The sequence below is a fragment of the Pseudoalteromonas mucoides genome, assembly GCF_049257175.1.
Taxonomy (GTDB): Bacteria; Pseudomonadota; Gammaproteobacteria; order Enterobacterales; family Alteromonadaceae; genus Pseudoalteromonas.
On record NZ_JBMMUC010000022.1, the window covers coordinates 1 to 25,690 of the forward strand.

The window sequence follows — 25,690 nt, forward strand, 5'->3', positions numbered from 1 at the left end:
TACCATTAAGTTTTTTACCTGCTTGAAGTGCCTTAACTGCATCTTCGAAGTTGAATTGATTTGTCATGTGTCATTCCTGTTTTTATCAGTTTACTGAAATGACACAGATTTTTGAACACTACCGTAAAATTATCAGTGCATTCGTTTAAATTTATTTTAGTATAACTAACTGTCGGGTAGCCGACATTTTTGCCTGGTGTTATTTGCTACAGTTAATTTAATCCTCACAATTAAAAGAGTAGCTCATGAAAACACTTCAGCAACAACTAGGTCAATACGCCCTTTATCATCGCTCGAAACGAAATGTACTTACTCATTTTTTTGGTATTCCATTAATTGTATTTGCCGTCTTGTGCTTATGTGCGCGTATTGAGTTTGCTGTTGCTGGCTATGTAATAAATGCTGCGCAAATCGTTGTTTTTGCAAGCGTGGTCTATTACTTAATGCTCAGTGTATCACTTGGGTTAATTATGGCGGTTATTCTTGTGCTGCTTAGTTTAGGCGCTCTTGTGATTGCACAGTTAAGCCTTAGTGATTGGCTGGTTATTAGTGTTGGTCTATTTGCAGTGGGTTGGGTATTGCAATTTATAGGGCATTACTATGAAGGCAAAAAACCAGCATTTGTTGATGACATTGTAGGCTTAATTATAGGTCCGCTATTTGTGCTTGCAGAAGCATTATTTTTAATGGGATTTTACAGTTCACTTGAACAGCAGGTAATTGACATTGCAGGTGCTAGTAGGCCTTAAAGAGGGTGTATGGACTTTAAAAATAAAACAGTTTGGATCACTGGCGCGTCGTCAGGTATTGGTCAAGAACTTGCTATTCAATTGGCAAACTTAGGTGCAAATATAATTTTAAGTGCACGTAGTGTCGATAAGTTAGAGCAATTAAAAACAAGATTAGCAAAAGGAGAGCACCGTGTCATTGCACTTGATTTAGCAAAGCCGGAGCAAGTGTTACAGCACGTTAAAAGCGCTATTAATGAAATTGGTCAGGTTGATATTCTAATTAATAATGGTGGGGTGTCTCAACGTAGTTTGTTTTTAGAAAACGATTTTTCTGTGTACCGTCAACTAATGGAAGTGAACTACTTTGGCTTAGTCGCGCTGACGAAGGCGATATTGCCTTCTATGGTTGAACAAGGCAGCGGCTCTATTGTGTCAATTAGTAGTGTTGCAGGTAAAGTTGGATCAAAATTTCGTACAGGTTATTCTGGCAGTAAATATGCTGTTGTTGGTTTTATGGACTGCTTACGAGCTGAAGTAGCAGATAAAAATATCCACTGCTTAACAATATGCCCGGGCTCAATTAAAACGGCAATTGCACATAACTCACTTAATGAGCAGGGCGTCGCTCAAAATAAGCCGGAGCAGTCGATAGAAAACGGCATGAATGTATCAATAGCGGTAAATAAGGTGATACAGGCTATTGCTAAGCAAAAGGATGAAGTTGTTGTGGGGCAGGGCTTGAGTGGTTGGGCACCGACAATTAAACGTTTTTTCCCTGGGATTTTTAACCGTTTAACAGCAAAAACAAACTATAAATAAGGAGTAACCTGAGCTAGTTACTCCTAATCTCACTATGCAATTATAAATATAAGTCTATTAACTCGGTTGACCAAATTGACTCTTTATCATCGCCTGCACTCAACGTTTCTTTTACATTTAAAAGAAATGTTCTAGTTTCTTTTGTATCTAAATCACCAATTGCTTTTAGCGCCATTGCGCGATCAGACCATGTTCGGCTGTTCTTATACAAATCTTTGAGTAGCTGAAAATGTTCTACAGCGTGTATAGTACCCAGCGAAGAAATTGCAGCTAAGCGAATGTATTCGCCATCATGTTTTGTTAACTCTACAAGATAGTCGACAGCAGAGGGGTTATTTGAAAATCCAAGCTGGTAGACATCAAGGTAGGTAATGTCTTTATCAAGGTTTGCTTTGATTTTTGCAATCAGTGCTTGTACGTCTTTATCTGCCAATTGCTGTTTATACAAAGTTTGGTTAATTTTGGCTGATAGCTCTTTTACTAAAACATCAATAGGTTGATTAAGTGTAGGTTCAATGATTTCATCAAAGCTCCATACAGGTACTTTTCCACGCTTAACATAAACAGCAATACGTTTAGTTTGTTCTGGCGTAACAATATCAGCACTTAGCATGGTAAATGTAATAAACGGCGTGTAAGCATTTGTTCTATGATTTCGCATATTAAGAGTGTTAACACGGATTTCAGTATCACTGGTATCAAGTACACTTGCAGGTAAGCCTCTAGCTTGTAGCTCTAGAACAACATGTTCTTGTAAAAACGATATAGGCTGCAATGGCTTGTCGTTGAGTACTAAATCAGCTTTTAGAACACCATGATTGAACTTTTTTGAGGTGTCTCGTTTATCTGAAAAGTGAAGTGTGTGGCTAGGCGCATTCTCAACATGGTATTGATTCGTTGAAGTTACTGGCGCAGTAATTTTGTAACTGCTCGGTGCACAGCCTTGAATAGCAACAAATGTTGTGGCCAATAATGTTATTTTTATTAGGTTTTTCATATAGTTTCCATTTTATAATTATGATTTTCCCATATTGGGTTCGGCATTATTCATTTTATATAAATAGAAATCAATTAGGTTGCATGTTTAAAAGTAAACAATTGTAATAAATGCTTCATTCACACTATTACTTATGTTCTAAAATGGCCTAGATAAGTCCTTGCCTGTGCGCATGTAAAGGTCATCGTATTTGAGGCCACCATTACCATAAGGCTTTTTCTTTGGTCCAGTATTGCAGTTAGCTAAAAAGTAGATGAGTGGTTTTTCACGTTTCATTCTAAATGTAGCACTTTTATATACTAGGGTTTGCTGAGTAAATTCACCGCCTTTTACATATACATCGTATTGCTGACCACCATTATTGACTGTAGCATTGTTTACCACGTACCAAACTTCGTACCAGTTACCGGGCTTTAATGGTTTTGCTGATTGGGCCATTGAGTAGTTCTGAATATTGCTATAGCCAGCATCTGTTTTAACCATTAAAGCACCATCATTTATAATCCCGTTCGATTCTGCTTTATCAGTCACGCGTAATGTGGCTTCAAAGGCATCATAACCGTGTTGCTTTATTTGTGCTGGCTCTAAATTACTAAGGCCAAAAGCGTGATTGTTCGGAAAGCTTTCAACATTTATTCGGGTGTAAAAGGTCACAGTTTCGCCCACAGCAACGGCTTTTGGTAACGGGTAAAAACTCAGTGCTTTACGATTACCTATGACTCCTTCTTCAGCTGGCTTTTTAATCAAATAATGATTAGTGTCATGTCCCGTTTTTTCAGCTCGTATTTCGGTAATTTGCGGATTTTTAATATAGGGCTTCGTGTCGTTTTGAGTATCTGCTTTAGTCCAATTAAGCGCATTACTTTCAAAATTGTCAATTAGTAACCATGTTGACTTTGCTTGTACGGGAGTGGCGAAAGCTAATATACAACTAAAGGGGAGACCTAAATATAGTTTAATAATTACTCACTAAAATTCAATTAAAGAAATAAAGAAAGGCGAAGCCTAAATTTTAGACTTCGCCTTTGCACTCACACTCAATATTTTTAATACGCAGAGGGAGAAGAACTACGTATTAATTGTGTATTAGAACTTAGCGCGAATACCTAAGCTATAACGACGGTCAGCTTCAGTGTATTTCCATGCACCACCTAGTTCAGATAAGTAGATAGATGGCTCACCTGTTAAGTTTGTAGCACTACCAACTAAAGTGAAGTTTTCGTTGATATCCCAGCTAGCAGAGAAGTCTAGTTGACCTCGGTCATCACGGTAGTTATTGCCATATACAGTGCCATCTTCAGAAATACCACCGGTAGAGTTGATGTTTTCAACACGTTTTTCATTTTCAGTATCTAAGAAACTGTCACGATAGTTGTAAGCAAGGCGAGTTGATACACCTTCATATTCCCAAAACAGCTGAATGTTATAAGTGTTTTTAGAAATATCTAACAGTGGGTTACCATTTGGTTGTTCACTGTCTGCATAAGTGTAGTTTGCATTAATACCTAAGCCAGAAAATGCACCTGGTAAGCTGGTAAAGAATTGTTGATATCCAACTTCAAAACCATTAACTGTACCGTTCTCACCATTTACGTTTTTAACAGTATCGATACCCGTTAAACCTTGGTCACGTAAGCCTTCAACATGAGCAAAGCCATCTGCATCAACAGGGTAGTCAGTTGCATCAGAGTAAACCATGTTAGATTGTGATACACCAGCTGTGTCTAGCTGACAAACTTGGTTCCACTGAGTTACGTTTTGACCAGTAGCAGTACCTGATGCTGCAACGCAGCTACTTTCGTTACTAAGGAATGATTCAACATCTTTATAGAATACGGCAAAAGATAAAACGTTACCTTCACCAAAATAATGCTCTACAGACAAGTCATATTGTGTTGCACGGTATGGTTCTAAGTCGATAGAACCTTGGGTTGCACCAGTCATATCATTATTCACATCAAATGCAGGGCTTAATTGGTTAAAGTCAGCACGACGCATAACTTTCGCAGCAGCAAAGCGGAATAATGTATCTTCTGAATAATTATAAGTTGCGTTTACGCTTGGTAAAAAGTCACTGTAGTCATTTTTACCTGTGATTTTTTCACCATTTAAGTAAACGCTTGACTCTAAATCTGTTGTTACATAACGACCACCAACAATGGCAGTAATGTAATCAAAGTCTAAATAAGCAGATACGTAAATGGCAGCAGTGTCTTCTACTACGTTGCGGTATGCGCTTTCTTGGAATTCTTTATTATCAGCAAGTGAACCTGTTGTTGCTTGGGTTGTACCAGCAAGTAAAGTTTGTAACTGATCAAATGTATTAGAAGCATTTGAAAGGCCGTTATAACTTAAGAACGTTAATAGGTCGTTTTGACCAGATTGACCTAATTGGTCAAACGAGTTGTCGTGGCTCATCACTGTAAAGCTTTCAGGGAATAATTCGTTATAATCATCTACCCAGATAGTTGCTTGTGAGCCATCAGAAGTATTAAACGCATTTTTGTAGATATCTTTGATTTCAACTTTATATTGCTCGTATTCAAAATCACGATTAGTTGCACGAACACCCGCTTTAACCTTAGATACCCAGCTTACACCAAGTGGTTCGAACATCTCGATGTCAAAGCGTACTGCTGTTTCATCATTTTTAGTTTTTCTATCTTCAGTTTTAAAGGTACGAAGTGCTAAATTTTGTGGATCTGTAAATGCTGTTGGATCTGAATGAACAATGCTAGGTAATTGGTTACCTGATTGAGAAAATGCACCGTCATACAGGTGATTGACTAAATCAACACCGCCACTTGCTTCATATGTTGATTTTTCAATTGGGCGAAGTGTGAACTCAGAATCCGGGCGAATACTTTCTGAAGAAGCAACGGCAATTTCACCTGAAATTTTAATTGTATCAGTTAAGTTCCACTCAGCACCTAAAGCATTTGAGAATGAATCAGTTTCACGGAAGTCACTGTATGTTTTAGGAATACCAAATTCATTGGTTAAGGTATAATTGTTAACACCGTTTGCATCTTGAGTTGTATTTGCATCTGTTGAAATTGAACCTGCAACACCTAAAATAGAGTTACCAGCTTGTTCACCAGAACGTTGAGTACCACTTAAATCAAGGTACACCATACCATTACCTGATTCAGGTGCCCATTGTAATGATAAAGCAAGTGCTGTACGTTCACGGTTTTCAACATATTGTTCAATACTGTGTTCATCACGAACAATAGCATTGCCACTTGGTGTGTTACCTGGCTCACCGTTAATTTCAATATCTTGTGGTTTTACACGGCTTGAATGTTCATCTTGACGAAGTTCACGATCTTGATAAGAGATCATAGCGATAGCACCAAACGAGCCTGCATCACCTAAATCCCAATTATCACCAATCGAACCGCTAAAAATAGGTGCTACATTTTCTGTTTTGTCTGCGTACTCTGCATCGATAGACATTGCAGCTGTTAATTTGTCTAACTCAAGTGGACGTACTGTTTTTAAGCTAACCGTACCACCTAAGGCACCTTCGATCATATCAGCAGTTGGGGATTTAACAACTTCAACTGTTTTTAAGAAGCTAGAAGGGTAGTCTTGTAAACTAATACCGTCACGTGAATCACCTACTGTAGAGCGGCCATTTAATTCAACACGGTTTTGCGGTAAACCACGAATAGATACGCTGTCACCTACACCGAAATCACTGTTGATTGAAACGCCGGTAATACGTTGCAAAGCCTCTGCAATGTTATTGTCAGGTAGTTTACCAATATCTTCAGCAACGATGGCATCAACAATGCGACCATCGGTACGCTTAATAAGTGAGGCTGCTTTTAAGCTGCCTAAAATTCCTCTAACTTCGATTACTTCGAATTCGTTCTCGGCACTTGCTTGTTTTTCTACGCTTTCGTCAGCAGCAAAGGTTGGTGTAGATAGCATAGCTACTAGAGCAGCGCTTAACATTGCAGTGCTACGGTTTGACATTAAGCTTTTATTGTAAAGTACGGAACTTATTTTATTTAATTTAATATTCATGCCGATCTCTTATAGGTTGTGTGTGGAAACATGTTGAATCACGTTATTACCAATTTAAATATTGATGTCTTAATCTGTGACTGTATCAAATGTAGCCAATGGTATGGCACCTTGTCAACCAAAAGGTTAACCAATTGTGGTTTTTTTGTGCTTATATTAGACTTATTGGTAATATGTAAATAAAGAGATAGCAACATAGTTCCTCTGTACCCTTGTATTAGAGGGACAGTTTTAATTTTAATATCTCTTTGTTAATCGTTTTACACTTGCACCTGAGCTGGTTAGCACTTAAAGTGTCAAAATGTTGTAAAAGAGAATAAGTAAAATGAGTCAAGAACCAACAAATCAAACACCAAAAAAACAAGTAAAAGAGCTAACAGCACAAGAGCAAGCTCAAGCGCAGCAGCAAAGTGTTATGTGGCAAAGAGAATGCTTTCAAAATGCACAAAAGCATTTAGCTGAAAAAGGTGTTATGCCGCAAAGTTTAATTGAAAAAGAAAGCCGCTTTATTGCGCCACTTTGCGCATTGTGGAAATTTAAAGCACAAGATGGAAAAAAATATTGGGTTATTACAGGGCGTTTGCCAACCGACCATGCCCATGAAAATGCCGTAGAAAATGCAAGAGATGCTTTACGCTATTTTTCTTTACAGTGGCAATTGAAAGCAAATCAAATAATGCAAACTGGCGCTGGTGATAAAACAAAGGTCGATTTTGCAAACCTATTAATTAACCGCGCTCACGGTATTTATAAAATGTATGAAAAAGAAGAGCTGTGGGTAAATGAGCCAAGCTGACTTGGAGTTATTCAAGACGAATAAGCGAGCCAATTGGTTCGCTTTTTTAATGTACTAAGGTAAATGGTTCAGTATCGAACTGGCTGATAGGGCATTGCATTCGTTGGCGGGGGATACCAGCTTCCATAAATACACCCCCTTGTTGTTCAAAACCGTTGCGTTTAAAGCGTTCTACTTCGTTTAATATGCAGTTTATGCTAACGATATCACAGCCTTGTTGTTGCGCTAAATTTACGATGTACATTAATAGAGATTTATACACTGAACGGTTACGATGCTCTGGTAATACGGCGATACGGCCAATTAAGCCATCATTACATAATCGTCCAGTGGCAACCGGAGTTTTGCGTTCATCAGTTACAAGCACGTGCAGGGCATTGCAATCTAAATTATCAAACTCAACGTGCTTAGGTATATGTAGCTCACAAACAAATACCCGCTCTCTAATTTGTTGCAGTAAATCCTTGCCTGTATTCCACTCTACCTTGTCGATATGATAGCTCATAGAAACCTACCTTTAGCAAAACCAAATGCCCTCATTTAACAGTGTAGTAAAGGTTTGTATAAATAATAAACTATTTTTTGAACTGTTTAACTCGTTAGCAGTCACTTGAATCTGATCTGTGAGGCATTTTACTGCTGTTAAATCTTCGAGTGGCAAAGTATAGTTTTGTCCATTAACACTAAAAATAATACTATTATCAGTTGCTTGGTAAATTGCGCGAGTGCCACCTAAGCGTTCAAATAAAGTATCAGGATCTGCTATTAATAACTCAACCTGAGCTTGACTGTATAGCTCCTCTGGCGGCATTAAATCCATTTCATGTTTTGGCTGGCTGACGGTGTTTCCTAGCCACGACTTGAATAAACACTCGTCATCAAGCAGTGACTGTAATAATTGCTTTATTTTGTTCGCTTCTGTGTTAGTTAACTCACCTTTAGATTCACGCAATTGCAGGTTTTGATCTTGATAACGTGCATTACCCGTTTCGGTATCAATAACATGATCAGCAAAACTCGAGAATAAATCTTGTTGGTTGGGTGCTCTAAAGCCTACAGAGTAGTTAAGGGCATTCTCTACTGCATAGCCTTCATGTGGACATCCTGGAGGAATATATAAAATATCACCGGGTTCTAAAATACAATCAATAACGGCAGGAAATTGCTCAACTTGTAGTAAGGAGTTATTTTGCGCAAACTGCTTTAGCTTGCTGTCAGGCATGCCAACACGCCAATGCCTTTTACCTTCACCTTGTATAATAAATACGTCGTATTGATCTAGATGAGGCCCGACACCGCCACCGGGTGTAGAAAAGCTGATCATTAAATCATCTATCCGCCAATTAGGAATAAACCTAAAAGGCTCTAATAGTTGTGCTGCATCAGGGTGCCAGTGATCAGCCGCTTGGACTAATAGGGTTGAGTTTTGTTCGCTGAGTAATTCAAAATCTTCAAATGGTCCATGGTGAGCATTCCATTGGTTGTCATGATTAGTGACAATTCGGGACTCAATACTCTCTTCTACAGCGAGGCCTGCTAATTCGTTTGCATCAAGTGGGTCTTCAAAGTCAGTAAAACCTTGTTTGATCAACAGTGGCTTTTTTTGCCAGTATTCAGATAGAAATTCTTGTTCGCTTAGGTTGTTAATCGTTAATTGATACATGATGATCACCAGTTATAAACCATTAGGGATAAAAAAAGCGAAAGGGCTACCTTTCGCTTTGTAAACATTTTAGCTAAAAGCTTTATGCTAAGTTGTCAATAAATTCAACAGCACGACCAATGTAATTAGCCGGGGTTAATTTTTTCATTTCAACTTTTGCTTCTGCAGGTAAATCTAAGCCATCGATGAACTCAGCCATGATTTCTTGATTAACTCGCTTACCACGAGTTAAGTCTTTTAGCTTTTCATATGGCTTTTCAATACCATATTTACGCATAACTGTTTGGATTGGTTCAGCAAGGAGTTCCCAGTTTTGATCAAGCTCTTCTAATAAACGCTGTTCGTTTACTTCAAGTTTGCTTACACCTTTTAGCGTTGATTGGTATGCAATAAGTGCATAACCCATACCTACACCTAAGTTACGTAAAACTGTAGAGTCTGTAAGGTCACGTTGCCAACGAGAAACAGGTAGCTTTTGTGCTAAGTGGCCAAAGATTGCATTTGCAAGACCTAAGTTACCCTCTGAGTTTTCAAAATCAATCGGGTTAACTTTATGTGGCATTGTTGAAGAGCCAATTTCACCAGCAATTGTTTTTTGCTTAAAGTGATTTAGCGCGATATAGCCCCAAGCATCACGGTCAAAATCTAATAAAACAGTGTTAAAACGTGCAATTACATCAAATAATTCCGCAATGTAATCATGCGGTTCTATTTGTGTTGTAAATGGATTGAACGTTAAACCTAGGCTAGTTACAAATTGCTCTGCATGATTATGCCAATCGTAATCAGGGTATGCGCTAAGGTGAGCATTGTAGTTACCTACAGCACCATTTATTTTACCTAACATTTGTACTTGCGCGATTTGGTCACGTTGGCGTTTAAGGCGCATATACACGTTTGCAAACTCTTTACCCATAGTTGATGGTGTAGCAGGTTGGCCATGAGTACGTGTCATCATTGGAACAGCTTTATACTCAATCGCTTTTTCTTTGATTGCGTCAAGCAGCTGGTCACAATAAGGTAATAATACGCTATCACGCGCTTCAGTTAACATTAAACCATGAGATAGGTTATTGATGTCTTCAGATGTACATGCAAAGTGAATAAACTCATTGATAGCATGAAGCTCTGCATTGTCAGCAACTTTTTCTTTTAGAAGATATTCAACGGCTTTAACGTCATGGTTAGTAGTACGCTCAATGTCTTTTACACGCTGTGCGTCTGCTTCGCAGAAGTTATCAACAATTGCGTTAAGTAAAGCATTCGCTTCATCGCTAAATGCCGGTACTTCTTTAATGGCATCAGCAGCAGCAAGTGCTTGCAACCAACGAACTTCAACTGTTACACGGTATTTGATTAAGCCAAATTCGCTGAAAATACTGCGTAGTTCAGTGGTTTTGCTGCCGTAGCGACCATCCACCGGAGAGATAGCGGTTAACGCTGAAAGCTCCATAATAACTCCTAAATTTTAGTTTTGAACGATAATTAAATATGTTTTTTTGCAATAGCGATAATTTTTCTTTTAGCCAAGAAAAAATGACGGCGTTTACCGCCCATTTGTCGCCATAATACAGCACTGCGAATACCAGCTAATAAAAGCGCTCGTATCTTGTGTTGTATCAATTGCTGTTTTAGTAAATCAGGTTTGCCATAAACCTGTATTCGGTGCCCAAGGGGGCTAAGCACCTTTGAATATATATCTGCAAGTGCTGCAATCACAGTGTCATCTGTAATCGCAAAATGATCAAGGCGACGCTTTATATCATCTATACTTTTACCAAGCTGCGCTAAACTACTTGATTTTGCGCTCAGCGCTCGCTCTAGCTGCATTAAACCGCCAACATATTTGACGATTTCAACATCTTTCTTTTCACCCGCGCTTAATTGTTCTAATAAGCACTGATAACCTACTCTTAAATTGGCTGTGCCTTGATAAACATCAGCAGGAGTGTCAGGTGTGGTCTGTACAATACTTGAAAATAATTTCTCAAGTTCATAATCATTACTGCTGCCGTATTGGGCAATTTTTTGCACTTGTTTTGCAACTTGACACATTGCCGCAAGTGCCATTACTTGGTGTTCATTCATTATTTGATCACCGAATCAATGATCCCGCCACCAAGGCATACTTCGTTGGCATAAAATACAGCAGACTGGCCTGGTGTAACCGCTTTTTGTGGTTCATCAAACAACACACGAGCAAGTCCATCATCGCCTACTAATAAAGTACAGCTGATATCTTCTTGGCGATAACGTGTTTTAACTGTACAGCGGGTAGTGCCTTTAGGCCCAACTCTGTCAACCCAATGTAACTGGTTAGCATTTAGTCCGTTACTGAACAGGCGAGGGTGGTCTTTACCTTGGCCAACAACTAATACGTTACGCTCAATGTCTTTATCAACCACATACCATGGCTCACCAGAACCTTCTTTCATACCACCAATTAATAGGCCTTTTCGTTGACCTAAAGTGTGGTACATTAAACCTTCGTGTTCACCGACATTATTGCCATCAGTGTCTTCGATGACACCAGGTTGCGCGGGTAAAAACTTTTGTAAAAAATCTTTAAACTTGCGCTCGCCAATAAAGCAAATACCCGTACTGTCTTTTTTGTCGTGTGTTATTAAATCTTGTTCTTCAGCAATGCGGCGTACTTCTGGTTTTGCTATATCACCCACTGGGAAAAGTGTTTGCGCGATATGTTCATGACTGAGGGTATATAAAAAGTAGCTTTGGTCTTTATTGTCATCAAGGCCTCGGCACATGACGTGTTTATCATCACGTAGCTCTCGGCGAACGTAGTGGCCAGTGGCAATATAGTCAGCACCAAGCGCACCTGCGGCGAATTCTAAAAATGCTTTGAACTTGATTTCTTTATTACACATAATATCAGGGTTAGGAGTACGTCCAGCCTTGTACTCTGCTAAAAAGTATTCAAATACGTTATCCCAATATTCAGCCGCAAAGTTGACTGTATGTAGCTCAATGTCTAATTTGTCGCACACAGCTTGTGCATCTTTCAAATCTTCAGCCGCTGCACAATACTCATCATTATCGTCTTCTTCCCAGTTTTTCATAAACAGGCCTTCAACTTGATAGCCTTGTTGCTTTAATAAATAAGCAGATACTGAAGAATCTACACCGCCGGACATACCAACGATGACTTTAATGTGACTATTTTCGCTCATGAATAATTTCGCTTATACAGGTTGCTGTCATTACACTACTAATCAGTAAGCTAGAACGAGAGTGAGATTAGAACTCAGTACGCACAGCTCATAGATTAAGAAAGGCCGCGATTATAGCATGCAAAGAGGAAATCTAGCCACCCAAAATGTAAGTTTGTAAAGGACATTGTGTGGTTTTTAAGGTGTATTTCTTAAATGAGAAAGAGTGAGTTTGATTGATAATTAATTTTCTAGTTAGTTAAATCACGATAGTTATCTAAAATGGTTATATAAATGGCACTGTAGTTATGAATATATGTACAATAGATATTTGCTTTGTTCTTCTTACTTTGTTTTAAATTTTTATGATAAAAAGAAGAGTAAATACGTAACCGTAATAGCTTAATGATTAACCATATTGTGGATATTTCAAGGTAATAAATCACAGGTATTACATCTATTTGTTGATTTTCTTATGCAAAGTTTTGTAGGGTTGGTGTTAATTAAACTTTATTTTCAAGAATTTTGGTAAATTCTATCCTCAGGTTTATTTTTTAATTTGTCTGTAGCGTGGTTAAGTTGGATTTAGACCCTTAAATGGGATTTTTAATGTAAGGGTATTAAATGGATTCTATCTTTATTAAACAGTCACTGTGTGCATTAATTGAGTACTTTTGTGAAGATGATTGTGAAAAAATTAAGCTCAATGCCACCAACCTTAATAGTGATTTGAGAAACAAAGCATACTCGTTATTTGAAAATCGTATAACAAGTAGTTTATACAATAAAGAGTTAATTCATAATATTAATTCATTATTCAATGGTTTAAAGCAACAAGTGATGAACAAGTCTCCTCAGCACAGGCTACTAGCCGATATACTGCATAACTGGTGGCATGAGTGGGCTTATGTATATCTGATGCAAAGTAAAGTTGTCACTAATTCACCTGTTGAAATTCAAAATATCACTCATCTTACCCATGGGAGTATGCAGCCACTTAGACAACATGAACTGAGCCATTACGCGAATCTATTTACACAGGTGCCGATCCCATTGTGTAATGTCAGTATGGCAACGGGTGACATAATCAGGATTAATCAACGATTCGTAGATGTATTTGGTTATACAATTGAGGACGTACCGACTCTTAAAGTTTGGTGGCAAAAAGCTTATCCAGATCCTGAATATCGTGAGTGGGTACTAGAAACGTGGCAATCGGCCCTTGAATATGCAAAAAATCATGCCACCGATATTCAACCAAAACATTACCAAGTAACCTGTAAAAATGGTCAAACAATTACCATGGAAATTTCCGGTATCGTGATTGAAAATGAGCTTCTAGCGATTTTTAAAGATGCAACTCAACAGATTGCCGCTGAGGATATTCTTCGTGATATGGCATTTTTAGATTCACTCACTCAAATAGCGAATCGTCGGCGTTTTGATGAGAAAATAGTACAAGAGTTTAATAAGGCTATTCAGAATAACGAGCCACTCTCTATTTTGTTAATTGATATAGACTTCTTTAAAAACTATAACGATACTTACGGTCATTTAGCGGGTGATGAATGCCTATTTCAAGTCGCGCAATCTATATGTAGTGCAGCCAGTGAAAATGACGATTTTGTAGCGCGTTATGGTGGCGAAGAATTTGTGGTTATATTACCAACAAGTCAACGAGAAAGGGCGCGTCAAGTAGCTGTAAAGATACAACAAGAGCTCAAAACATTGAGTTTGCCGCATAAGTTTGGGCAAACCAACGAAATTACTGTCAGTATAGGAATAAATACGATTCATTCAAACGCACTTAAAGCAAATTATATTCAGTTTTTAGAAGGCGCAGATCAGGCTTTATACAAGGCCAAACAGCAAGGACGAAATAGCATCGCTTATATTGATTAAGCGACGCATAAGCTACTCACCTTGAAGTGATTGGTATTCGCCATTTTTAATGTTATCTAGCGTATATTGACCAATTCGATAGCGTATTAAACGAAGTGTAGGGTAACCTATATGTGCTGTCATACGTCTAACTTGGCGGTTTTTACCTTCGCTGAGTGTAATACTTAACCAGCTAGTAGGAATGTTTTTTCGCTCACGAACAGGGGGAGTCCGCGGCCACAAATGGGGGGGGTGTAAACGCTCGACCTTGGCTGGTAATGTCATACCATCTTTTAGTTCTACACCTTTACATAATGCATCAATTGCCTCATCTGTAGGCTCTCCTTCAACTTGAACCCAATATGTTTTACTGGTTCTTTTATGCGGAGCTGTTAAAGTATTTTGTAATTTACCACAGTTAGTTAATAGTAATAGCCCTTCGCTGTCTCTATCGAGCCTTCCCGCCGCATATACACCTTTTATATCTATAAAGTCTGCTAAGGTTTTACGGTTATTTTCATCAGTAAACTGGCATAACACATCGAATGGTTTATTAAACAATACAATTTTGCGCTCAGCTAAGGGGATTTGTTGTTTAACTTCTCGTTTATTATGAGCTCTTGTCGGTTTTTTTCGAGTAAGATCACGGCTAAAACTTCGGCCGCTATTACGTCTATTTATTGGCTTATTAGATGTCATTGTTAAATACACCGAGCAGGCTTGGGTAAACCGGCAATTTTGGTCGCTTGTTTGGCAGGGCCCTTAGGGAAGAGCTTATACAAGTAAATACTGTTACCTTTATCTTCACCCAGTGCCTTAGCCATGGCTTTTACCAGCATTCTTATCGCTGGGCTGGTATTATATTCAAGGTAAAAATCACGTACAAAATTAATTACTTCCCAATGTTGTTCACTGAGTTCAATGTTCTCTTGCTCTGCTAAAATAGGGGCGAGGGCAGGTGTCCAAAGTTGGTGATCGAGTAGGTAACCTTGTTTATCTGTTTCTATCTGTTGTTGATTAAATTCTAGCATGTGTTACCAAGTAATAGATTGCGAAGTGGAAAGAGTTAATGCAACAAAATCTGCATAATTTAGGCTTTCATCGGGTTTTACAATATCAATACCCCGTGCAGTTGAGTCTTCAGCTAATACTAAAAGAGATGCTGATAGTTGGCGATAAAGGCTTATTGAATAACAAGCATCACTTACCAACAAAACTTTGTCCTGGGGCTGAATCAAGTTAACCAGTCTGGCATTATCATAATAGCTAATTGGTTTAGAAAAAATATGTAAAGTACTCATAAATTAATCACCTGTTGCTGTTGAGCAATTAAATTACGCTGTGCTTTAAAATCTAACGCTTTTGCCTCAATGATCAAGTCGTTAATATCTAAATTGTAATCGATTAATGACTTTTCACATACGTAGATATTTTCTACATCATAAATTTCGAGCGTTTTAATGCTTTTAAAGTAGTTTTTTAAGCCAAGCGATTCAGCTTCTTGGCCTTTTTTCAAAGCAAGAACAGCAGGGCCTGTGAATAGCCAACTAATATTTTGTTCAATAGCAGCAAATATTAACGTCATGTCGAGTGCATCACGGATATGCATATCATCAAATGGAGCATGCTGACTTAATACCAGTACGTTGATCATTTAAATTGCACCCACTTATCGGCTTCACTGGCAAGCATGGCAAATTCGGCAAGCCCTGCGACGCTAAAAACACCCGTGGAAGCTAAATTGAGTCCGCGTTTCTCAGCAGCCGTTACACAGAGCATTAAATTTATATTATGCTGATGTAATTGATGCCATAGCGATTTAATTGCCAGTTCGTCTGTAGCAAGGTTAATGTGTTCACTGGCATGGAAAACACCGTGTTGGTACAAAAAAATAGCATCAATAGCGTGGCCCTGTGCCAGACAGGCTAATGCAAATTTATATAATCGTTGTGTGGTGTCGTGGTCGGACGGTGCGCTATGTAGCGAAAGTACGAATCGTGCCAAAACTAATCCAAAAAAAAGCCCCTAAAGAGGGGCTATTTTAACAGAACTTTTTAATTAGTCATTATTTGCGCCAAGCAGGGCCAGTAATGAAGTAAATAAGTTATACACGCTTAGGTATAAAGACACTGTAGCGCGGATATAATTTGTTTCACCACCGTTAATGATTCGGCTTGTATCAAATAGGATTAAGCCTGACATAATTAATACAACTGCGGCATTAAGTACCATAAACATCAGTGAACTGCCGATGAAAATATTAACAATACTTGCAACAATCACCACTAGTAAGCCAACAGTTAAGAAACCACCCATAAATGAGAAGTCTTTTTTGGTGTTAAGTGCATAAGCAGATAGACCAAAGAAAATCAGCGCAGTTGAACCTAATGCTTGCATAATTAACATAGGGCCATTAGGCATCGCTGCGTAATAGTTTAACATTGGACCCAAACCTGCGCCCATTAAGCCTGTGAATGCAAATACCCAAGCTACGCCAGATGCGCTATCCGCTTTTTTATTGACTACAAATAACAAGCCAAAAGAAATAAGCGTAAAAACTAACCCCATAAAATAAGGTAGTTGTAATGCCATTGAGATACCAGCCGTCACTGCACTAAATGCTAATGTCATGGCCAGTAAGAAATAGGTATTTTTAAGTACCTTGTTTGTTTCAATGGTCGACATAACCGGTTTAGCGGTATTGTACGAATGATTAAATGCCATTGTAGAGCTCCTTTAAGTGAAACTTGTTGTAGTTCCGATAATTAACTAGAGTTAGGTTATCAAGACTTATATATTTGGGCAAATGTTTGTAGTTCAATAGACCATTAAATAAATATAAAAGTTCCAATATGTACGTTTATTCAGCTAGTTTGTGCAAAGAGCACGCAAATTAATTGTTTTTTAAGCACTTGAAAAGTTTTTTGCAAAAAAAGCTTCACAAAGAGCATGGGTTTATCTATTATGCACGCCGTCGGAGAGATGGCAGAGTGGTCGAATGCACCGGTCTTGAAAACCGGCAGGGGTTTGTAGCCCCTCTAGGGTTCAAATCCCTATCTCTCCACCACCTAATTTAAAATAGTTATGAGTACACTCTTACTCGTGACTTATAGTAGTTTCGGAGAGATGGCAGAGTGGCCGAATGCACCGGTCTTGAAAACCGGCAGGGGTTTGTAGCCCCTCTAGGGTTCAAATCCCTATCTCTCCACCATATATCAAAACCCGCTTTTAGCGGGTTTTTTTATATCTGATGAAACATAATTACGACCATAGTCTCTGTTTCGAACTACCAAAACATGATGCATGATTAACTTAATTAATTTCATGTTTTAGGACGCTTAATGAAACACAAACTTGCAAAGAGCGTTGCGTTGTCGCTACTTTCTCCCATTATTATCGGTAGTTTATTAGGTGCTTATTACGCACTGACCTTAAATGGTGATTCGCTCACTATCTTCTTTAACTTACTCATGAGTGCCATTGCCAATGCTCATATCGTCGGTTTAACCATGGCAGCATTTGTGGTGCCCGGTTATTTATTGATGTTTAAATACGCTAAGGTAAATTATTCAGGTGTGCTAACACTTGGATTACTCGGTGGTGCTATCTTTAGTTATTTACTTAGTGCAACACAAGGAATGGTCTTTTTAGTTAATACCTCAATGTCTGCTGTTGCCGCGGGTTTATTTTTATATGGATTAAGAAAAGGCGCATTAAAAAAAGACTGAGCCCAATAGCAGATTTATTAACCAAGCATACTGAAATTTAGGGTAAATTGTTTTTTTTTGCCCTGAAAAGGTTTCAATTATTGGCCACAAAGAGTACCTTTAGCTACTGTATGTTTGATAAGAAGTAGTTTGGTATGCAAAAGCAAGAATTTTACCAGTCATTAGTTAAACAAACTGAGTCGCTAATTACTGGTGAGACTAACATTATAGCCAACATGGCAAATATAAGCGCGCTGTTGTTTACATCATTAGACGATGTAAATTGGGCGGGGTTTTATTTAATGGATTCCCCATCAGAATTAGTACTAGGTCCGTTTCAGGGTAACCCTGCGTGCATACGCATTCCAGTTGGAAGAGGGGTCTGTGGAACAGCCGCTGCGACTGCAGAAACTCAACTCGTTGAAGATGTACATGCATTTTCAGGCCATATAGCCTGTGATGCTGCGTCAAATTCTGAAATAGTGATACCTATCCATAAAAATGGTGAGGTTTATGCTGTTTTAGACATCGACAGTCCGAGTATTGCTCGGTTTGATGCTGAAGATAAGCAAGGTCTAGAAGCGTTGGTTGCCTGTTTTGAGGCTACGCTTGCATGAAAGACTTACTAAATGTACAGGATTATCTGTTTGCCATCGCCGATGTAGGTGACTGGGAAGGAGATGAAGAACACGTAGCGGAAACGCTAAATGATTTAATTCACATCGCATGGGAACGTCTACCAGATGACCTAGAATGTGAATTAATCGACGAAATAATTAATGGTATTTGGGAACACCTTCGTGGCGATATGGCGCTTGTTGAGGCTGAGTTCGAAGAGTTAACCGACTGGGTAATACACTATGTCGATTCATCAATCGATGAAAAGATGTAACAAAAGGTTCTAAGATGGAAACCACAAACAAGCTAAAAGATATTAATGAAGTATTGGAATTCTTATACCAAGAATTTCCACAATGTTTTAAACAAAAAGACGGTATCAAACCGCTGAAAGTAGGTATCTTTAAAGATATTGCTGAGCGTATTGAAGGGTCAGAAAAAGTAAGTAAAACTCAAGTGCGTCAAGCGCTTAGAAAGTATACTTCAAACTGGCGTTACCTTGAAGCTGTCACTAAGTCTGAATTCCGTATTGATCTTGATGGTAATCAAGGCGAGAAAGTAGAGCAAGAGCACATTGATCACGCGCAAAAAGCGCTTGAAGAAAGCCGTGCAAAAATGGCTAAACGTAAAAAGCCACAACGCCCTCGCAATGATTCAGATACAAAATCTTACAAAAAGAAACCTAGCCACTTTGCCAAAAATGGTGATAAAAACGCTAAAGGTAACAATACACCAGCTAAAGCTGCGCCGGCAAAACGTTCAGGTAAAATTGAACCTTTACCAGCGAGTGAGGTCAAGGTTAATAACAAAGTTAAAGTTAAACTTGGCCAAGCCCTTGTTAATGCCACTATTACTGAAGTGAACAAAGATGATGTTCATGTTGAATTAGTAACGGGTATGCAAGTTAAAACAAAAGCAGACAGCCTGTATATCATTTAAGCTGTATATAAAATTAAGGAGTTGTGTATGAGTCAGAAGTTTACGCTCATTCCGTTAGTCGCGGCCCTGTTTTCGGGTTCATTATTTGCATCAGCTGAAGTCGCTGATGTTTTGACACAAAAAGACTTGCCGGTTCTTAAGCAAGAAAGTCAACATAGTACGGCTAGCAAACGGGTGACGAACTTATTTACTCGTGCACATTACAAACCCATTCGTTTTAACGACGAACTTTCTAGTAAAGTGTTTGACCGTTATATCGAATCCCTTGATTTTAATAAAAGCGTCTTTTTGGCTGCGGATATTGCCTCGTTTGAGCAATACCGCAACCAATTTGATAATGCATTAACTACAGGTAAGCTAGATTTTACGTTTGATATTTTTAATTTAAGTATGAAACGTCGTTTTGAGCGTTATGATTATTCGCTTAGCTTGCTTGAAAAAGAAATGACATTTGATAAAGACGATGAGTATTATTTTGATCGTGAAGATGCTGCATGGGCGAAAACTCAAGCAGAGCTTGACGAGCTTTGGCGTGAACGCGTTAAGTATGACGCGCTACGTTTAAAAATGACGGGTAAAGATTGGCAAGGTATTAAAGAAGTACTGACCAAACGTTACCACAATGCACAAAAGCGTTTAGTGCAAACCAATAGCGAAGATGCATTCCAGATAGTGATGAATTCATTTGCTAGAAGCATTGAAGCTCATACATCTTATCTCTCGCCGCGCCGCGCTGAACAATTCAAGATGGACATGGATCTTGAGTTAGAAGGTATTGGTGCTGTACTAAGTTATGATGAAGATTACACTGTAATACGCAGCCTAGTACCAGGTGGTCCTGCTGATAAATCTGAGCAAATCAAAGCGGACGATCGCATTATTGGTGTTGCACAAGACGGCGAAGAATTTGTCGATATAATTGGCTGGCGCTTAGATGATGTAGTTGACTTAATTAAAGGGCCTAAAGGCACTAAAGTTCGCTTGCAATACCTAAAAGGCGCTGATGCACACGGCACTCCAAAAGTTGTAGAAATTACCCGCGATAAAATTCGTTTAGAAGATCGAGCTGCTAAATCAGAGGTCTTTGAAGCGAAGTATTCAGACTTAACCAGCAAAATTGGTGTAATCGAAATACCTGGTTTTTACAATAACTTATCCAAAGATGTAAAAGTTGAACTTGCTAAACTTAAAGAAGCTAAAGTTGATGGAATCATTATTGATTTACGTCAAAATGGTGGTGGTTCACTATATGAAGCAACACAACTTTCAGGCTTGTTTTTTGATCAAGGCCCTGTGGTGCAAATTCATACTCTTAACAATCGCATCGAAGAGCAAAAAGACAGAGACGGCGTTACATTTTATGATGGTCCTTTGACTGTATTAGTTGACCGTTACAGTGCATCGGCATCAGAAATTTTTGCTGCTGCAATGCAAGATTATGGGCGTGCAGTGGTAATAGGTGAGCAAACGTTTGGTAAAGGTACTGTACAACAACATAAAGGGTTGGGTAGAGCATATGACTTGTACGACAACCCATTAGGCAGCGTACAGTATACAATTGCTAAATTTTACCGCATTAACGGCGGCAGTACTCAGCACAAAGGTGTGATCCCCGATATTTCATTTCCATCAGCGATAGACCCTGCTGACTGGGGTGAAAGCCAAGAAGATAATGCATTGCCTTGGGACAGTATTATTCGTGCTAAGTATAATTCGGTCGATAATTTAAAACCTGCAATTAGTTACATTGCTACACAACATGCGCAGCGTATTAAAAGCGAACCTGAGTTTAATTATGTGTTTGAAGACATTACTCGCTACAAAGAAGAAAAAGATCGTAAGACTATTTCTTTAGTTGAGGCAGCACGGATTAAAGAAAAGGATGAAAATGAAGCTCGCGCGTTAGCAAGAACTAACGAGCGGTTAGCACGCTTAGGTGAAAAGCCAGTTGAAAATTTGGATGATTTACCAGAAATACTTGACGAGTTAGACCCGTTTTTAGAAGAAGCGGCACTAATTACCCAAGACTATATTAAATTTGGCCGAATCGCGAAAAAATAACCGCGAGAATATTACCTCTAAAAAGGCGCATTAGCGCCTTTTTTGCTGCCTAAAGCAACATGAATTGCTATAATCGACGATTAAACGCTGATAAAAACTATGTTTTAAATGGTTAACAGTGCTAAAAAATAATAATTAAGCGCGTACATTGCTACGTGTAGGAGTTCCAATTTTGATACCACAAAAAGAAAAAACCGTGCAACAAGCCAGCTTTTGGGATGCACTGATACCAATCTCAGTGTTAATTTGTTTATTAGGTGCAGCGGTTTATTTATTTGGTGATAGCTCTTCATCAGGGCCGAACCAAATTGCATTATTGTTTGCAACATTCACAGCAGCTTTAATAGGCCTTAAAAACGGTTATACCTGGAAAAAGCTGGAAGATGCAATGATAGAAGGCATCACTTTATCTTTGGGGGCGATACTAATTTTACTTATGGTAGGTGCTTTAATTGGTACTTGGTTGCTTTCTGGTACCGTGCCAACATTAATTTATTATGGCTTACAAGTTATCGATCCGAGTTGGTTTTATGCAGCTAGCTGTTTAATTTGTGGCATTGTTGCGATGAGTATAGGCAGCTCATGGACCACAGCGGCAACCATAGGTACTGCATTACTTGGGGTTGCAACCGGTTTAGGATTAGATCAAGTAGTTACTGCTGGTGCGGTTATATCAGGGGCTTATTTTGGTGATAAGCTTAGCCCTTTATCTGAAACAACCAATTTGGCTCCTGCTGTTGTTGGCGCTGATTTATTTGAACATATTCATCATATGTTATGGACCACAGTACCCAGCTTTATTATCGCTTTAATCATATTTATTGTGATGGGTTTTAATGCCAGTGCCGAAAATGAAGCTGGTCGTATTGATGAAATTACCCTTATTCTAGAGCAAAATTTTAACATTGGCATTGAAATGCTTGTGCCATTAATTGTCTTACTCGTATTAGCGATTAGAAAAATGCCCGCATTCCCAGCTATTTCAATTGGAGCTGTGATTGGCGCAATCTGGGCTATGTTATTCCAGTCAGACTTAATCGCTAGCCAAATTGATGTATCACAAGGTCAAATCATTGGTTACTTTAAATTAATATGGAGCACCTTCTTCGATGGCTTTTCAGTTGTTACAGGTGACGACAAAATGGACTCCTTACTCAGCGGTGGTGGTATGGCTGGTATGTTAACTACTACGTGGCTGATCATGACAGCACTAATGTTTGGTGCCATTATGGAGAAAACCGGTTTACTGGATATTTTTGTTAAAAGCATTTTAAAAATAGCCAAAAGCACAGGCTCTTTAATTACAGCTACTATTGCTACGTGTATTGGTACAAATGTAATCGCTGCCGATCAGTATATTGCGATTGTTGTGCCTGGGCGCATGTATAAAGACGAATATGAAAAACGAGGTTTAAAGCCTGTTAACTTATCTCGAACACTTGAAGATGGTGGGACTATTACCAGCCCGTTGATCCCTTGGAATACCTGCGGAGCTTACATGCAAAGTGTATTGCATGTTAATCCATTTGATTATTTATTCTATGCGTTTTTTAACTTAATCAACCCATTCTTAGCCGTTGTTTACGCCTATTTAGGTATTAAAATTTTACGCATCAAACCTAAACAACAAGCTTAAATTTAGTGCTCCTCTTTATGGGGAGCTTCTTTGGAGTTTACCTATGACTGCAAGCAATAAACCTCAAGCGCAATATCTAAAAGATTACCAAGCACCCGATTTTAATATAGAGCATGTCGATCTGACATTTAAACTCAGCCCATTAGATACACAAGTGACGTCTGTATTACAACTTGTCAGAGCCAATAATAGTAACGCTGATTTAATCCTAGATGGTATTGATCTAACCTTACTCTCTATTCAAGTTGACGGGGATGATTACGCTGATTATCAAGAACAGAACGAACAACTAATAATTAAAAACTTGCCTGAGAGTTGTCAGCTCAGGATTGTGACGAACATTTCGCCGGATACTAATTCATCCTTGGAAGGCCTGTATTTATCAGGAGGGGCATATTGCACTCAGTGTGAAGCGCAAGGATTTAGAAAAATAACCTATTACTTAGACCGCCCTGATGTGTTGGCTAGCTTTGATGTAACAATAATTGCAGAGCAGAAATTTGAGCATCTATTATCTAACGGTAATAAAGTTGATGAGGGTGTACTGGATGATGGTCGACACTTTGCAAAATGGCAAGACCCTTTCAAAAAACCAAGTTACCTCTTTGCTTTAGTGGCGGGTAGTTTTGATGTTTTAACCGATAACTACGTCACCAAAAGTGGTCGTAATGTTGAGCTAGCTTTGTTTGTAGATAAAGGGAACTTACCTAAAACGCCACACGCAATGGCATCACTTAAGAAGTCTATGCAATGGGATGAAGAGCGATTTAATCTAGAGTATGATCTTGATATTTATATGATTGTTGCGGTTGATTTCTTTAATATGGGGGCGATGGAAAACAAAGGCCTCAATATATTTAATTCTAAATGTGTATTAGCCAATCAAGAAACCGCCACAGATAAAGATTACCATACAATTGAATCTATTGTGGGTCATGAATACTTTCATAACTGGACTGGTAATCGCGTTACTTGTAGAGACTGGTTTCAGCTATCGTTAAAAGAAGGGCTCACGGTATTTCGTGATCAAGAATTTAGTAGTGATCTGGGGTCACGAGCACTTAATCGAATTGATGCTGTAAAAGTAATGCGCACACATCAATTTAGTGAAGATGCAGGTCCAATGTCTCATCCAATTCGTCCAGAGAAAGTTATTGAAATGAATAACTTTTACACGGTAACTGTGTACGACAAAGGCGCTGAAGTTATTCGTATGATGCATACCTTGCTTGGAGAAGAAAAGTTCCAACAAGGTATGGCGCTGTATTTTGAGCGTCATGATGGTCAAGCGGTCACGTGTGATGATTTTGTAGCAGCAATGCAAGATGCGTCAAACATTGATTTAACCCAGTTCAAGCGTTGGTACAGCCAAGCAGGTACACCTCGATTAAGCGTTAAGCAAGTTTTTGATAAAGATAAGGGTATTTTGACCTTATCTATTGTGCAATCTGCCCCAGTAAATCAACCCGATAATGCGCCTTTACATATTCCATTTGCAATCGAGTTGCTTGATGATAATGGGCAGAGCATTGGTTTATCATTTAATGGTGAAGAGCTTGATTCTGTCCTTAATGTTACCGAGTGCTCGCAGGAATTTAAGTTTGATGGTTTAACTAAAAAGCCAGTTGCTGTGTTATTAGAGGACTTTTCAGCCCCTTGTATTGTTGAACACACAACAGATGAAGCGAGTTTATTGCATATCATGCGTTATGCGCGTAGCGATTTTTCGCGCTGGGATGCACAGCAAAAACTCTTTGTTATGGCAGTCAAACAAGCTATAGAGACACCAACTGAAGTGAAGTTAAGTGATGCTGTTATTAGTGTATTTACAGCATTAATTAATAATTTAGAGGGAGATTTAGCTCTGACAGCAGAACTATTAAAGTTGCCAAGTTTTGATACAATAGCTGCAGAGTTTGATGTTATCCCTGTAGATAGCATCTTAGATGTCACTGAGAGGTTCGAGCAACAGCTTGCTCAAGAGCTGCAGTCAGCACTACATAATTGTTATAATCAACTTCATGATGATGGCTCAATTAATGCCAATGCAGTTGCAGTTCGAGCTTTAAAAGGGCAATGTTTACATTATTTGGCTAAAACCGAAGATAATCGCGTAACGACGTATCTATCGCAAGTTGCTCAGTCAACAAATATGACTAATGTACTAGCGGCATTAAGTGCAGCAGTCAAAGCACAGCACCTATTAACAGATGAATTGTTAAATGGCTTTGATGGCCAATGGCGCCATGACGTCCTGGTTATGGATAAATGGTTTGCATTACAAGCTATGCAAAGTAAGCCTGATGCCATAAAACATATTCAAAACTTGTATGAACACCCGTGCTTTGATTTTTCGAATCCTAATCGTGTACGTGCGCTGGTTGGCAGTTTTAGTCACTTTAATATTGCACAGTTTCATCGTATTGATGGAGCAGGTTATGCGCTATTAGGCGATTTGCTGATTAAACTCAATGCGATAAATCCGCAAAATGCGTCAAGAATGCTTACACCATTTATGTCATGGCGGCGTTACGATGATACACGTTCAATGGCAATGAAAGCTCAGCTAGAACGTTTGTCAAAACTGGAAAATCTCAGTGATGATTTATTTGAGAAAGTTGAGAAAGCATTAGATTAAGC

Annotated in this window: 25 protein-coding genes and 2 tRNA genes; 13 read left to right on the forward strand and 14 right to left on the reverse strand. The window is 38.7% G+C overall.

Annotation, left to right across the window (positions count from 1 at the left end):
* Positions 1-245: 245 nt before the first annotated feature.
* Complete coding sequence (locus AAEU30_RS19520) at positions 246-749, forward strand: Mpo1 family 2-hydroxy fatty acid dioxygenase (RefSeq protein WP_421961991.1); 504 nt, start codon at positions 246-248, stop codon at positions 747-749.
* Positions 750-758: 9 nt separating this feature from the next.
* Positions 759-1,550 (forward strand): SDR family oxidoreductase, encoded by a 792-nt coding sequence (locus AAEU30_RS19525; protein ID WP_421961992.1) that lies wholly within the window; start codon positions 759-761, stop codon positions 1,548-1,550.
* Between the two features lie 40 nt (positions 1,551-1,590).
* Here AAEU30_RS19525 and AAEU30_RS19530 read toward each other — a convergent pair whose 3' ends face one another.
* The 3 genes from AAEU30_RS19530 to AAEU30_RS19540 all read right to left on the reverse strand — a co-directional run bounded on the left by AAEU30_RS19530 (position 1,591) and on the right by AAEU30_RS19540 (position 6,576).
* Positions 1,591-2,547: a HEAT repeat domain-containing protein gene (locus AAEU30_RS19530; protein ID WP_421961993.1), complete on the reverse strand. Its 957-nt coding sequence runs from the start codon at positions 2,545-2,547 to the stop codon at positions 1,591-1,593.
* A gap of 138 nt (positions 2,548-2,685) precedes the next feature.
* The gene (locus AAEU30_RS19535) at positions 2,686-3,474 is read right to left on the reverse strand and encodes a hypothetical protein (RefSeq protein WP_421962040.1); all 789 of its coding nucleotides are present in this window, start codon (positions 3,472-3,474) and stop codon (positions 2,686-2,688) included.
* A gap of 159 nt (positions 3,475-3,633) precedes the next feature.
* Positions 3,634-6,576, reverse strand: a complete 2,943-nt coding sequence (locus AAEU30_RS19540) for a TonB-dependent receptor (RefSeq protein WP_421962041.1) — start codon at positions 6,574-6,576, stop codon at positions 3,634-3,636.
* 331 nt (positions 6,577-6,907) lie between these two features.
* Here AAEU30_RS19540 and AAEU30_RS19545 point away from each other — a divergent pair, with 331 nt between their 5' ends.
* Complete coding sequence (locus AAEU30_RS19545) at positions 6,908-7,378, forward strand: DUF4826 family protein (protein ID WP_421961994.1); 471 nt, start codon at positions 6,908-6,910, stop codon at positions 7,376-7,378.
* 46 nt (positions 7,379-7,424) lie between these two features.
* Here AAEU30_RS19545 and AAEU30_RS19550 read toward each other — a convergent pair whose 3' ends face one another.
* The 5 genes from AAEU30_RS19550 to mnmA form a co-directional block, all read right to left on the reverse strand.
* Complete coding sequence (locus AAEU30_RS19550) at positions 7,425-7,883, reverse strand: GNAT family N-acetyltransferase (RefSeq protein WP_421961995.1); 459 nt, start codon at positions 7,881-7,883, stop codon at positions 7,425-7,427.
* Between the two features lie 12 nt (positions 7,884-7,895).
* Entirely contained in the window at positions 7,896-9,041 is a 1,146-nt protein-coding gene (locus AAEU30_RS19555) for a JmjC domain-containing protein (RefSeq protein WP_421961996.1), read from the reverse strand.
* 82 nt (positions 9,042-9,123) lie between these two features.
* Positions 9,124-10,494 carry an adenylosuccinate lyase gene (gene purB, locus AAEU30_RS19560; RefSeq protein ID WP_421961997.1) on the reverse strand — a complete coding sequence of 457 codons (1,371 nt, stop codon included), beginning with the start codon at positions 10,492-10,494 and terminating at the stop codon, positions 9,124-9,126.
* A 32-nt stretch (positions 10,495-10,526) separates the two neighbouring features.
* Positions 10,527-11,129 (reverse strand): high frequency lysogenization protein HflD, encoded by a 603-nt coding sequence (hflD, locus tag AAEU30_RS19565; RefSeq protein WP_421961998.1) that lies wholly within the window; start codon positions 11,127-11,129, stop codon positions 10,527-10,529.
* Positions 11,129-12,229 (reverse strand): tRNA 2-thiouridine(34) synthase MnmA, encoded by a 1,101-nt coding sequence (gene mnmA, locus AAEU30_RS19570; protein ID WP_421961999.1) that lies wholly within the window; start codon positions 12,227-12,229, stop codon positions 11,129-11,131. Before mnmA ends, hflD begins: the two co-directional genes overlap by 1 nt.
* A 603-nt stretch (positions 12,230-12,832) precedes the next feature.
* Here mnmA and AAEU30_RS19575 point away from each other — a divergent pair.
* Entirely contained in the window at positions 12,833-14,110 is a 1,278-nt protein-coding gene (locus AAEU30_RS19575; protein WP_421962000.1) for a diguanylate cyclase domain-containing protein, read from the forward strand.
* A 12-nt stretch (positions 14,111-14,122) separates the two neighbouring features.
* On the opposite strand, the gene AAEU30_RS19580 is transcribed toward AAEU30_RS19575, so the two are convergent.
* The 6 genes from AAEU30_RS19580 to AAEU30_RS19605 are packed head-to-tail and all read right to left on the reverse strand — an operon-like array spanning position 14,123 to position 16,813.
* The gene (locus tag AAEU30_RS19580; RefSeq protein WP_421962001.1) at positions 14,123-14,788 is read right to left on the reverse strand and encodes a pseudouridine synthase; all 666 of its coding nucleotides are present in this window, start codon (positions 14,786-14,788) and stop codon (positions 14,123-14,125) included.
* A gap of 2 nt (positions 14,789-14,790) precedes the next feature.
* Positions 14,791-15,120 carry a TusE/DsrC/DsvC family sulfur relay protein gene (locus AAEU30_RS19585; protein ID WP_421962002.1) on the reverse strand — a complete coding sequence of 110 codons (330 nt, stop codon included), beginning with the start codon at positions 15,118-15,120 and terminating at the stop codon, positions 14,791-14,793.
* 3 nt (positions 15,121-15,123) lie between these two features.
* Positions 15,124-15,390 (reverse strand): sulfurtransferase complex subunit TusB, encoded by a 267-nt coding sequence (gene tusB / locus AAEU30_RS19590; RefSeq protein ID WP_421962003.1) that lies wholly within the window; start codon positions 15,388-15,390, stop codon positions 15,124-15,126.
* Positions 15,387-15,743 carry a sulfurtransferase complex subunit TusC gene (gene tusC, locus AAEU30_RS19595; protein ID WP_421962004.1) on the reverse strand — a complete coding sequence of 119 codons (357 nt, stop codon included), beginning with the start codon at positions 15,741-15,743 and terminating at the stop codon, positions 15,387-15,389. Before tusC ends, tusB begins: the two co-directional genes overlap by 4 nt.
* Entirely contained in the window at positions 15,740-16,093 is a 354-nt protein-coding gene (gene tusD, locus AAEU30_RS19600) for a sulfurtransferase complex subunit TusD (RefSeq protein WP_421962005.1), read from the reverse strand. The genes tusC and tusD overlap by 4 nt, the downstream gene beginning before the upstream one ends.
* A 54-nt stretch (positions 16,094-16,147) precedes the next feature.
* Positions 16,148-16,813, reverse strand: a complete 666-nt coding sequence (locus AAEU30_RS19605; RefSeq protein ID WP_421962006.1) for a Bax inhibitor-1/YccA family protein — start codon at positions 16,811-16,813, stop codon at positions 16,148-16,150.
* A gap of 252 nt (positions 16,814-17,065) precedes the next feature.
* Between AAEU30_RS19605 and AAEU30_RS19610 the strand changes: the two genes are divergently transcribed.
* From AAEU30_RS19610 to pepN, 9 genes are all read left to right on the forward strand, one after another.
* Positions 17,066-17,156, forward strand: a tRNA-Ser gene (locus AAEU30_RS19610).
* A gap of 53 nt (positions 17,157-17,209) precedes the next feature.
* Positions 17,210-17,300 (forward strand) — tRNA-Ser (locus tag AAEU30_RS19615).
* A 130-nt stretch (positions 17,301-17,430) separates the two neighbouring features.
* Positions 17,431-17,817 (forward strand): hypothetical protein, encoded by a 387-nt coding sequence (locus tag AAEU30_RS19620; protein ID WP_421962007.1) that lies wholly within the window; start codon positions 17,431-17,433, stop codon positions 17,815-17,817.
* Between the two features lie 134 nt (positions 17,818-17,951).
* The gene (locus AAEU30_RS19625; protein ID WP_421962008.1) at positions 17,952-18,413 is read left to right on the forward strand and encodes a free L-methionine (R)-S-oxide reductase MsrC; all 462 of its coding nucleotides are present in this window, start codon (positions 17,952-17,954) and stop codon (positions 18,411-18,413) included.
* Positions 18,410-18,688 carry a hypothetical protein gene (locus AAEU30_RS19630; protein ID WP_421962009.1) on the forward strand — a complete coding sequence of 93 codons (279 nt, stop codon included), beginning with the start codon at positions 18,410-18,412 and terminating at the stop codon, positions 18,686-18,688. Before AAEU30_RS19625 ends, AAEU30_RS19630 begins: the two co-directional genes overlap by 4 nt.
* A gap of 14 nt (positions 18,689-18,702) precedes the next feature.
* Positions 18,703-19,353 (forward strand): RNA chaperone ProQ, encoded by a 651-nt coding sequence (proQ, locus tag AAEU30_RS19635; protein ID WP_421962010.1) that lies wholly within the window; start codon positions 18,703-18,705, stop codon positions 19,351-19,353.
* 27 nt (positions 19,354-19,380) lie between these two features.
* On the forward strand, positions 19,381-21,414 hold the full coding sequence (gene prc / locus AAEU30_RS19640) for a carboxy terminal-processing peptidase (RefSeq protein ID WP_421962011.1): 2,034 nt from the start codon (positions 19,381-19,383) through the stop codon (positions 21,412-21,414).
* 172 nt (positions 21,415-21,586) lie between these two features.
* Entirely contained in the window at positions 21,587-23,050 is a 1,464-nt protein-coding gene (nhaC, locus tag AAEU30_RS19645) for a Na+/H+ antiporter NhaC (RefSeq protein WP_421962012.1), read from the forward strand.
* A gap of 43 nt (positions 23,051-23,093) precedes the next feature.
* A complete protein-coding gene (gene pepN / locus AAEU30_RS19650) occupies positions 23,094-25,688 on the forward strand; it encodes an aminopeptidase N (RefSeq protein WP_421962013.1) in 2,595 nt (864 codons plus the stop codon).
* Positions 25,689-25,690 lie beyond the last annotated feature (2 nt).

Excerpts from the sequence above, each read along its gene's own strand:
- pepN (WP_421962013.1), top strand. The coding sequence starts at position 23,094 with ATGACTGCAAGCAATAAACCTCAAGCGCAATATCTAAAAGATTACCAA.
- hflD (WP_421961998.1), bottom strand. The coding sequence starts at position 11,129 with ATGAATGAACACCAAGTAATGGCACTTGCGGCAATGTGTCAAGTTGCA.
- proQ (WP_421962010.1), top strand. The coding sequence starts at position 18,703 with ATGGAAACCACAAACAAGCTAAAAGATATTAATGAAGTATTGGAATTC.
- purB (WP_421961997.1), bottom strand. The coding sequence starts at position 10,494 with ATGGAGCTTTCAGCGTTAACCGCTATCTCTCCGGTGGATGGTCGCTAC.
- AAEU30_RS19605 (WP_421962006.1), bottom strand. The coding sequence starts at position 16,813 with ATGGCATTTAATCATTCGTACAATACCGCTAAACCGGTTATGTCGACC.
- AAEU30_RS19545 (WP_421961994.1), top strand. The coding sequence starts at position 6,908 with ATGAGTCAAGAACCAACAAATCAAACACCAAAAAAACAAGTAAAAGAG.
- AAEU30_RS19585 (WP_421962002.1), bottom strand. The coding sequence starts at position 15,120 with ATGCTAGAATTTAATCAACAACAGATAGAAACAGATAAACAAGGTTAC.
- tusB (WP_421962003.1), bottom strand. The coding sequence starts at position 15,390 with ATGAGTACTTTACATATTTTTTCTAAACCAATTAGCTATTATGATAAT.
- prc (WP_421962011.1), top strand. The coding sequence starts at position 19,381 with ATGAGTCAGAAGTTTACGCTCATTCCGTTAGTCGCGGCCCTGTTTTCG.
- mnmA (WP_421961999.1), bottom strand. The coding sequence starts at position 12,229 with ATGAGCGAAAATAGTCACATTAAAGTCATCGTTGGTATGTCCGGCGGT.
- AAEU30_RS19620 (WP_421962007.1), top strand. The coding sequence starts at position 17,431 with ATGAAACACAAACTTGCAAAGAGCGTTGCGTTGTCGCTACTTTCTCCC.
- AAEU30_RS19520 (WP_421961991.1), top strand. The coding sequence starts at position 246 with ATGAAAACACTTCAGCAACAACTAGGTCAATACGCCCTTTATCATCGC.
- AAEU30_RS19625 (WP_421962008.1), top strand. The coding sequence starts at position 17,952 with ATGCAAAAGCAAGAATTTTACCAGTCATTAGTTAAACAAACTGAGTCG.
- AAEU30_RS19550 (WP_421961995.1), bottom strand. The coding sequence starts at position 7,883 with ATGAGCTATCATATCGACAAGGTAGAGTGGAATACAGGCAAGGATTTA.
- AAEU30_RS19630 (WP_421962009.1), top strand. The coding sequence starts at position 18,410 with ATGAAAGACTTACTAAATGTACAGGATTATCTGTTTGCCATCGCCGAT.
- AAEU30_RS19555 (WP_421961996.1), bottom strand. The coding sequence starts at position 9,041 with ATGTATCAATTAACGATTAACAACCTAAGCGAACAAGAATTTCTATCT.
- AAEU30_RS19525 (WP_421961992.1), top strand. The coding sequence starts at position 759 with ATGGACTTTAAAAATAAAACAGTTTGGATCACTGGCGCGTCGTCAGGT.
- AAEU30_RS19575 (WP_421962000.1), top strand. The coding sequence starts at position 12,833 with ATGGATTCTATCTTTATTAAACAGTCACTGTGTGCATTAATTGAGTAC.
- AAEU30_RS19580 (WP_421962001.1), bottom strand. The coding sequence starts at position 14,788 with ATGACATCTAATAAGCCAATAAATAGACGTAATAGCGGCCGAAGTTTT.
- tusC (WP_421962004.1), bottom strand. The coding sequence starts at position 15,743 with ATGATCAACGTACTGGTATTAAGTCAGCATGCTCCATTTGATGATATG.
- AAEU30_RS19530 (WP_421961993.1), bottom strand. The coding sequence starts at position 2,547 with ATGAAAAACCTAATAAAAATAACATTATTGGCCACAACATTTGTTGCT.